The sequence below is a fragment of the uncultured Subdoligranulum sp. genome (assembly GCF_937890665.1).
This window is the reverse complement of sequence record NZ_CALADU010000326.1, coordinates 20,023-27,015: the sequence shown is the minus strand read 5'-3', so window position 1 is coordinate 27,015 and position 6,993 is coordinate 20,023. Positions and strand designations below refer to the sequence as shown.

The 6,993-nt window shown below is 60.1% G+C and carries 8 protein-coding genes; 1 reads left to right on the top strand and 7 read right to left on the bottom strand.

What is annotated here, in order from left to right:
- The 7 genes from Q0526_RS18720 to Q0526_RS18690 all read right to left on the bottom strand — a co-directional run.
- A partial coding sequence (locus Q0526_RS18720) for an NFACT family protein (protein ID WP_298737075.1) occupies window positions 1-436 on the bottom strand: 436 nt, incomplete at its 3' end.
- 31 nt (window positions 437-467) lie between these two features.
- A complete protein-coding gene (locus Q0526_RS18715; RefSeq protein ID WP_298737072.1) occupies window positions 468-1,226 on the bottom strand; it encodes a Nif3-like dinuclear metal center hexameric protein in 759 nt (252 codons plus the stop codon).
- A complete protein-coding gene (locus tag Q0526_RS18710) occupies window positions 1,217-1,855 on the bottom strand; it encodes a class I SAM-dependent methyltransferase (RefSeq protein WP_298737070.1) in 639 nt (212 codons plus the stop codon). Before Q0526_RS18710 ends, Q0526_RS18715 begins: the two co-directional genes overlap by 10 nt.
- Window positions 1,856-1,877: 22 nt before the next feature.
- Window positions 1,878-2,084: a DUF1858 domain-containing protein gene (locus tag Q0526_RS18705; protein WP_298737067.1), complete on the bottom strand. Its 207-nt coding sequence runs from the start codon at window positions 2,082-2,084 to the stop codon at window positions 1,878-1,880.
- A gap of 40 nt (window positions 2,085-2,124) precedes the next feature.
- On the bottom strand, window positions 2,125-4,395 hold the full coding sequence (locus Q0526_RS18700) for a DUF2142 domain-containing protein (protein ID WP_298737064.1): 2,271 nt from the start codon (window positions 4,393-4,395) through the stop codon (window positions 2,125-2,127).
- Between the two features lie 166 nt (window positions 4,396-4,561).
- Entirely contained in the window at window positions 4,562-4,840 is a 279-nt protein-coding gene (locus tag Q0526_RS18695; RefSeq protein ID WP_204649639.1) for a zinc-ribbon domain containing protein, read from the bottom strand.
- Between the two features lie 137 nt (window positions 4,841-4,977).
- Window positions 4,978-5,523: a sigma-70 family RNA polymerase sigma factor gene (locus tag Q0526_RS18690; protein WP_298737061.1), complete on the bottom strand. Its 546-nt coding sequence runs from the start codon at window positions 5,521-5,523 to the stop codon at window positions 4,978-4,980.
- A gap of 336 nt (window positions 5,524-5,859) precedes the next feature.
- Here Q0526_RS18690 and Q0526_RS18685 point away from each other — a divergent pair, with 336 nt between their 5' ends.
- Window positions 5,860-6,993, top strand: a complete 1,134-nt coding sequence (locus tag Q0526_RS18685; RefSeq protein ID WP_298737059.1) for a sodium ion-translocating decarboxylase subunit beta — start codon at window positions 5,860-5,862, stop codon at window positions 6,991-6,993.

Below are 6,993 nucleotides of genomic sequence, written 5' to 3'. Positions count from 1 at the left end.
CCTCGCTGTCCTCAAAATCCACCCGCTTGAGGGCGTCGATGATGCGGCCGTCCTGTACCAGTACCAGATTGGAATACCGGCCCATCAGTTCCGCCGCCAGCGTATTGGTGACAAGGTCCCCCATCTCGTTGGTGCAGCGGAAATCAAAGTAAACGATACGGTCCCCCGGTTCCCGCCGCAGGTCGATGAGCCGCCCGCCCGTCAGATGCTTGCGCAGCAGCATGCAAAAGCCCGGCGGCGTCAGGGGATTTTCAAAGGATTCTTTCGTCAGGCAAACGCGAGCCGACAGCAGCAGACGGTATGTATCGGTGCGGGTGCGCAGAGTCACCAACACTTCGTCGCGGGTAGGCTCAAAGATCTTGTCGATCTTGGCATCCAGCAGCGTCGCCTTCAATTCATCGGCAACCAGCGACAGTGTTGCGGCATCCAAAGACATGGCAGTACTCCTTCCGGCACAGCGACCGGGTTCAAACGTTCAGATAAGTATACGGATCGGTGTCCGCCGCAGCATGGCGGACCTCCAACTGCGGAAAGGCCGTGTGCAGCCGGGCAGCCAGTACGTCGGCAATGCCCTGTTCGGTCCCCCAGTGGCCCGCCACCACAAGGCCGACACCTTTCTGCTTGGCCAGCAGCGCGATATGGTGGGCAGCCTCGCCGGTCACAAGGCAGTCCGCCCCTTCGTCGATGGCCTGCTGCAGATAGCTGCCGCCCGCACCGCTGACTTCCGCCAGACAGGTCACCGGCTTGCCGCTGTCCACATATTTGACACCGCTATGCAGCGTTTCGGCACAGAAGCGAGCCAGCGCCGCCGTAGTGGTGGGCGCAACCGTCCCGATGCGGCCGCAGTCATCGGCAAAATTGCGGCGGCCTTCCCGGGCAATGCCCAGCAGATCGGCCAAGGTATCGTTAACGCCGTCGGGCGCCGCATCCAGATTGGTGTGCATGCAGATGCCGGAAATCCCGTTTTTCAGCAGCAGCGCCGGAATGTCATCCGCCGTGATGCGCTTCATCGGGTCAAAGATCACCGGGTGATGACTGACGATGAGCTGGCAGCCCTCCCGGGCAGCCTCTTCCACCACCGCGGCGGTGATGTCCAACGCAGTCAGCACCTTGTCTACCGGACGGCCGGCATCCACCAGCAGCCCCACGTTATCCCAACTGCAGGCCAGCTCCGGCGGTGCAAACGCCTTGAGCTCCTGCAAAATTTCCTGTACAGTCACAGACATGCGCGTTTCTCCAATTCTTCGATCAAAGCATCTACCGCATCGGCCTCCGCACCGGGCGCCAGACCAAGACGGTATTTCTTCAGTTTGATGTTCTGCTGGGCACAGTAGGCCGAAAAACCAGGCTGTCCCTCAGTCTGGCCGCACAGACATTCCAGTCCGTCGGGTTCATGTTCGGTCCCGGCATACCGGGCGTTCATGACCGCATACCACCGCCCCGCCGCCTGACAGAGAGTTTCCCCCAGCAGCGCAAAGCCGCGGCGAGCCAGCCAACGCCGCAAAACGCTGTGTTTGGTGGCGGGCACCAGCACTAGATTGTACCTGGCATCGAACACCCACGGAGCAGCCTCCAGAATTTCGATGACGGTTTCCGCCCCCATACCGGCAATAATGATGTCCTCGGCCTCCCCGGGGTGCACCACCGACAAGCCGTCGCCCAAACGGCACTGCACAGCATCGCCATAGGGAGCACAGCGCCGCCGGGCTTTTTCCAACGGATCGGGCCGCAGGTCACAAGCCAAAACAAGCGGGCAGCGACCGCTGCCCGCCAGTGCGGCACTCAGTTTGCCATGGTCGCAGCCGATGTCCGCCGCCACATGCCCCGACCGTACATAGGCGAAGGCAGCAGCCAAGCGGGCATCCAGCCGCGGCGAATTACTGGTGTGCAAAGTAGTCGTTGAGCTGGGCAACCAGCGCGTCGGCATCCACACCATGGACGGCACAGGCCTGCTCCACCGTCTCACCGTGAGCCGCCATGCAGCCCAAGCAGTGCATACCGGTGGACAGGAAGATGGGCACGCAGCCCTGTGCGGGGTCGTTGTTCAGGATTTCAGCAATGATGGTATCTTTCGTAACAGTCATGGGAAAGTTCCTTTCTGATGCAGTATCGTTTTGTATGGATTTATGATACCGGCTGCCAGGAAGCATACAAGCCAAACCCTTGCAGCTGGGTCAACAGATTGAAAAGCGCTACAAAGACCACAGCCCCCCGCGCCGCACTGCGGCGCAGCGTGACCAGTGTGTTGCCCTGCACCAGCAGCAAGGCCAGCGGCAGGACGGGCAGCAGGTAGCGCCCCTGCATACCGAACAGTGTTTGATAGTTGATGGGCGTCCAGCTCAGCGCCGCGGCAAAGACAGCCAGCACCACGCAGGCCAGCATAGCCCACAGGCCCCACCGTGTGCGGCGAGTGACCAACACGCTGGACTGCTGCACCGGCAGCGCCGCCGCCAGCAGCGCCAGCAGCAATCCCACCGCCAGCAGCCAGCTTACGTCGATGCGGTAGACGATGGGTTCGCCCAGCGTCGTGCCCAACAGCCCTTGCAGCCATAGCCCGCCCTGTTCCGGCAGGGTGCGAAGCAGCAATTTCAGGGTGGCGGGCAAGTTGCGGCAGATATAGCCAAAGGAGAAGGTCCAGACGGAATCCCCGTTGGGCAGCACTTCCAACAACTGGTCCGGGGTCAGACCGCCGCCCATGTGGGACAGCCCGTATACGCCGCCCACCGCCAGCAGTACCGCCACAACCACCGCGCCGCGGACAAACCAGCGACGCCCGTTGGGGCTGCGGCACGCCCGCTGGTAGAGAACAGCGGCCAACACCAGCAGTACCACTGCCGCCACTGCACCTAGCACCAACAGCAACGGGTTCATATCCCGTGCAGCATAGACCAGCGCCGACAGGTTGGCCGCCGTCCAGAGGATGACCGCAGCCAACAGTACCGCCGCTTGAACCAGCCTTCCCGGACGCAGCGCAAACCGCCCCAACGAAACGGTGGGGGAAGCAGGCGTCTGGCGAGGATCCAGATGCTGCGGCGGAATGATCAGACAGAGCGCCACCACCGGCAGGTAGATGGCTTTAGCTGGCGCCACCGCAGCCCCCAGCACCACCAGCAGCACCAACTGCCAGCGGGCGGCGGGGTGCGCACGCAACGCCATGCACAATGCTGTAAAGAGGAACAGAGTGCCCAACACCCCGGCGTCGGGGGAAAGGCTGCCCGCCAACTGGAGCGACATAGGCAGCAGTGCCACACAGGCAAACAGCCCCTGCAGCGCCGCCGGCGCCACCGCCACTGCCGCGGTGGCCAGCACCAGATACCACAACAGATTGGCAATCCGGCCATAGTCCAGCATGGTATAGAAGTTCGTACCCTGCCACCGCGCCAACCAGATTCCGGCTGCCTGCGCCCAGTAATTGCCCGTACCCTGCCCAGCCTCCGCTTCGCTGACTTTCGTCAGCGCGTTGGGGCATCCGGCTTCATTCTGCCGGGCCTGTGCCTGTGCTTTGTAGGCAAAAATACCGATCTCTCCGGTTTTGGTGCCAAAGTGCGGCGCATCACAACTGCGCACCAGCAATTTGCCGTCGGCGGTGGCCGTCTGTTGGCCGAACCACTGGCCCGCCAACTCGTAGGCTGCCGCCAAATGGGTGTATTCGTCCGGTGCGACCAAGGCCGGCGTGACCCGAACAAAGCTACAGCCCAGCGCCAGCCCCACGACCGCTACCAGCAGCGCCAAGGGGGCATGAAGCAGTGCCAACAGCACCGCCGCAAAAGCCGCGATGGCCAAGGGCAGCGCCAGTTGGCCCGCCAACTGGGCAGGCCATTGCCCGGAATAGTCGCTGACAAGCTGCACCGCCAAGGTAGCGTCCAACGCCTGCCCGTTATCCGGGGTGCCGCTGCAAAGCGGCATAGCCTCCACTTCCCCCTCACTGGCCCAAAGTCCCAGCGGTCCGTCCCACGGCACCGTGTTGTACAGATGGACCTGCAAGGTCTCAGCTTCGGTGGGGACATAAGGTGTTTCGAGGGGGAACTCGGTAAAAGTATCGTCAAAAATGTTTAAAAAGTTACCCGCCGATTGTGCCAGCAGTTTGCCGTCCTGCGCATAGACATCCACCATCAGCATGCCGGCCTTGTAGAGCTGGCCATGGGTGCTGAACTTCAGCCGGACACCGTAAAATGCTTGCCCGGCTTGCAAGGGGATGGATTGGGTGAGACCTTCTTCCGGCAGGTCGATGACCTGACTATATTCATCGTTGAGGATCTCATACACCGGCTGGTTGCCCAACCGTTCCTGCAGGTCGTACCCGACCCAGCGGCAGAGCAGCCATACGGCACAAGCCGCCAACAGCGCTGCCAGCAGCGCCGTCACCACATGGCGGGGCCGTCCAGATTTCGGCATGGGATCGCCGCCTTTCTTACAGGATTTGCGGGGGCCGCTGCTATTATACCGCAACCACGGCAAAAGCGCAAATCCCGCCCCGACAAAAACAAACCGCGCCCCAGTCCAACCGACCGGGGCGCGGAGTGGAAATTCAAACTCGTGTTACACGTTTACAACGCGCAAATCAGCCGTTCTCTTTCATCTTAGCAAAGCACTCGCTGCAGTAGACCGGACGGTCCTCACGCGGCTGGAAGGGAACTTTGCAGGCCTTGCCGCAGCTGGCGCAAACGGCATCGAACATCTGGCGCTCACCGCGGGTAGCGTTCTTGCGGGCATCGCGGCAGGGCTTGCAGCGCTGGGGCTGGTTCTCGAAACCACGGCTAGCGTAGAACTCCTGCTCGCCGGCGGTCCAGACGAACTCTTTGCCGCAATCCTTGCATACCAAAGTCTTGTCTTCGAACATAATGGGTATCTCCTCTGTTTGTATTTGCCCGCGGAAGAATCTAAACCAACGCATATGGAATGGACCAACGAACTGATTTTAGGCGCTACTGGGGGCAGGTTGATATATGATCAGGCAGACGCCTGAATCCAAGTGGGTCACTCGCCGCGCAGTTTGCGGCGGGCGCGGGCCAATGCGTTGGCCACCGCTTTGGGTGTGACGCCAAGCTCTTGTGCCGTATGGGCAACGGATTGTCCGTGCAGGCTGGCAACCAGCGCACGGCGTTCCAAAGCCGAAAGATCGGTTTGCATTCGCTGTAAAGTGGCAGCGTACCGTTCCCCGGCAATGGCCAGTTCCTCCGGCCCCGGCTGGGGAAGATTTTCTGCATCGGGCAGCGGCACGCTGAAATTCAGCGGCGCATGTTTTTTGCGCAGCGCCGCACGCTGGGCGTCCTGCTGCGCATGGTGGATGCAGGCAGCTGCATAGGTAGAAAAGGCCGTACCGGCATTGGGCCGATACCCCCGCACCGCCTGAAAGAGCCCGATGAGCCCTTCCTGCACAGCGTCCTCAAAATCGAGACCAGGTGCCCGGTAAGCAGCAGCCCCCTTGCGGATGGCCGGCATCATTCGGGCGATCAATGCGGCCAACGCCGCTTCCTCCCCCTGCTGTGCGCGAGCAAGCAGGTCCTCGTCAATTTTTTGCATGAAAAATCTCCACCGGGTCGATGCGAACACCTTTATAATACCGGTAATGATAGCTTTTGTCAATATTTTTTTATGCAGCTTGCCGAACTCTGCCCCTTCGGTTTTGTGCAGTACGGGACTTGTAATTTTTACAGCCAACTGCTATACTAAGAGAACTAAGTAAAAGGGAGTAGGCGGCACGGTCCTCACCTTCGGATTGTGCGTTTGGCTTCGTCATCCCGGGTGCGGTTTGCGCTCCGGAGCCATACCCAAGCACTGAGACTTTTACCACAGCATAACTTGCTGCGGTAAAAGTCTTTTTTTGTCGTCTGCTCTTTAAAAAGGAGGAACCTTTGTATGAACATTGTACAAACCTTCGCCAGCCTGTTTGCCAATTTTGGCAACCTGACTTGGCAGATGGTGGTCATGTGGGTCATCGGTGGGCTGCTGATCTATCTGGGCATCGTAAAAAAGATGGAACCCAGCCTGCTGGTCCCCATGGGATTCGGCGCGATTCTGGTGAATCTGCCGCTTTCCGGTGCCATCACCCAAGGGGACACGGTAGGCCCCATCAGCGCCTTGTTTGAGGCCGGCATGTCCAACGAGCTGTTCCCGCTGCTGCTCTTCATCGGCATCGGCGCCATGATCGATTTTGGTCCCTTGCTGGAAAAGCCTTGGCTCATGCTTTTTGGTGCGGCTGCGCAGTTCGGCATCTTCTTCACGCTGGCACTGGCCGGTCTTTTCTTTGACTTGCCCGACGCCGCTTCCATTGCCATAATCGGCGCTGCCGACGGTCCCACCGCCATCTTTGTAGCCAACACGCTGGGCAGCAAATATCTGGGTGCTATTATGGTGGCTGCTTACAGTTATATGGCACTGGTTCCCATCGTACAGCCGCCGGTCATCCGGTTGTGCACCACCAAAAAAGAGCGTATGATCCGCATGCCCTACCGCAAGGGCAGCGTGACCAAGACCACCAAGATCCTCTTCCCCATTGTGGTAACGGTGCTGGCCGGCTTGGTTGCTCCTGCCAGCGTGGCACTGGTAGGCTTCCTGATGTTCGGTAACCTGATTCGGGAGTGCGGCGTATTGAATTCTTTGTCGGAAACGGCACAAAACGTACTGGCCAACCTGATCACCATTGTGCTGGGTCTGACCGTCGCAGGCCAGATGACCGCCGACAAATTCGTCAAGCCCGACACCCTGCTGATCCTCGCTTTGGGTCTGGTAGCCTTCGTCTTTGATACGGCCGGTGGTGTCCTGTTCGCCAAGCTGCTCAACCTCTTCCTGCCGGAGGGTAAGAAACTCAACCCGATGATCGGTGCGGCCGGCATCTCGGCTTTCCCCATGAGCGGCCGTGTGGTCAACCAGATGGGTCTGGCGGAAGACAACCAGAATTTCCTGCTGATGTATTCCATCAGCGTCAACGTTTCGGGACAGATCGCGTCGGTCATTGCCGGCGGCTTGATCTTGACCTTAATGGGTATGTAA